At 71.3% G+C, this 209-nt stretch carries 1 protein-coding gene; it reads right to left on the bottom strand.

Annotation, left to right across the window (positions count from 1 at the left end; genetic code table 11):
- Positions 1-209: DHHA1 domain-containing protein (locus E5W87_RS28015; protein WP_292404913.1), on the bottom strand; the 209-nt coding region annotated here is incomplete at both ends.

Raw genomic sequence — 209 nt, 5'->3', positions numbered from 1 at the left:
CGCACCAGCCGGCCAAGGTCGAAGCCCGACACCGAACGGCCCGACCCCGTGCCGACGCCATTGGCGTTGAAGGCTATGGCGAAGGCGGGCCGGCGCGCATGGTCCTTGAGCCGCGAGGCGAGCAGGCCGACGATGCCCGGATGCCAATTGGAGCTGGCGGTGACGACGATGGCCGGCCCATTGCCGCCGGCAAGCTCGGCATCGGCCTC

Source organism: Mesorhizobium sp. (assembly GCF_004962925.1).
Lineage (GTDB): Bacteria > Pseudomonadota > Alphaproteobacteria > Rhizobiales > Rhizobiaceae > Mesorhizobium.
This window is presented reverse-complemented; position numbering and strand designations above follow the sequence as displayed.